The sequence below is a fragment of the Chamaesiphon sp. VAR_48_metabat_135_sub genome, from assembly GCF_031418915.1.
Taxonomy (GTDB): Bacteria; Cyanobacteriota; Cyanobacteriia; order Cyanobacteriales; family Chamaesiphonaceae; genus Chamaesiphon.
Window position 1 is genome coordinate 1 of sequence record NZ_JANOJV010000116.1, and the last position, 1,593, is coordinate 1,593.

The window sequence follows — 1,593 nt, forward strand, 5'->3', positions numbered from 1 at the left end:
TTTTATCTAAATTGTATAAACGAACACCTTTTATGATTTCAATATTCATGTTGAAAAATATTGCCACTTGTTGGAACTTGAGTGGAGCATGTATAAGGTATAGCATAGTATTTTTGCAATCAGTATTTATTCGTAATTCATTTTTGTGACTAATATGTAGTTAAAAAGCTTTTTTAGTTACTACAAACAATTTGACAATGAAAAAATAGTTAAACGTATAATTTAAAGCCTTTCATACTAAGCTAAAAGTATGAGATTTTTACATAAATTATTAGTGTGAAGGAAGTCAAATACCCTGTAATAACCGCTGCTACTAGCAGAAAGTAACTAATATCAGTTTCAGTTATGGATCGATTACTAACGATCGAATGTGATGTTCGATTGTTAATTTCACTTTTGTCATTAGTTATGGTGGAGTTATCATCTCTACTTTAAACTGGACAATCGATCTAGATAATTTGAGTGATTAAATTGATAAAATAAAAAAGTGACCATTTTTACGTTGTTAAACTATTTAGACTGTGCTAGCGTTTACAGGATACTGAGATTAAATAATTGTGAGTATTAAGAAACCGATCGAAAATGTTGACATTTGGGCTGAAGCTGATGATGCGATCGATCGGTTAGCGATGGCAGATGAGGATATTGAAGATCTCCTAGCTGATGGTGTAGATATCGACATGATTCACGATCGTTATGAGAATATGTCAGATCGAGAATATTTCGACAATATCTATCGAGGTGGTAAGAAAGAGTTGAAGGTTAAAATTCCCCCTGTGACAATCCGCGAAGATTCGGTGGCAATTCCTTTCTAGAGAAGGCTTGTATATGCTTCAGTTCAAAGAGTTCGATCTAAAAACTGGCAAGCTTATTACTGACTATAATCCTGACGGTGAGAGGATTCCCAGAGTCAAGGAAGTTGAGAACTCCTACCTTGAAAAGTGGCTGAAGACCCACGAAATCGAGCCAGTCGGACTTTATGTAGCTAACTTCTACGATGGAGTCAACGCCTCAGATCGCCAGCGGCGAGAAGCTGACGGAAAAGTTTTAATAGTTACTAGTGGAAAATCTGGGTACTTTACAGATCCAGCAACGGCTAACTTAATTGCGAAAGGCGACTCAAAACGAAGTATTCAGCCAATCTACACTGATAGTCAACGCAGTGCTCACAATTCAGTCGCTTATGGATCGCTAGTCGTTAGCGATGGTAAGAACTCTGCTCAGACAAAGCAGGGATCTAGAATCTTGATTATTGATGATGAGCATAGATCTAGTGGTGAAATAGCGATTCAGGATCGAGATGGTCGAATCGTTCCAGTCCAAGAGTTAGACAAACTCTACGATAAGATGGGCGACGGAACAATGCTCGTTCCCACCAAGTTAATGCGGGATCTATTGCTCGATCGAGAGGTGGTACTAGCGATCGAGTATGGTTTGAAAGGTGCAGATGTTAGCAGCGACGAAATTGGGGGTTTGGGAGCTTGGATTGATGATGCTTTTGGGGATGATATCGATCCAGCCCTAGCGGGTAAGCTGCTGGCAGAATATCGAGCCAATGGTAAGATTATCAATTATTTAGTACCCAGAGAAACG

The 1,593-nt window shown here is 38.7% G+C and carries 1 protein-coding gene and 1 pseudogene; both read left to right on the top strand.

Annotation, left to right across the window (positions count from 1 at the left end; genetic code table 11):
* Positions 1-557 precede the first annotated feature (557 nt).
* Positions 558-815, top strand: coding sequence for a hypothetical protein (locus RMO55_RS08585; protein ID WP_310425800.1), 258 nt, complete (start codon positions 558-560; stop codon positions 813-815).
* A gap of 13 nt (positions 816-828) precedes the next feature.
* Positions 829-1,593, top strand: a pseudogene (locus RMO55_RS08590) (hypothetical protein); the annotation flags it as partial.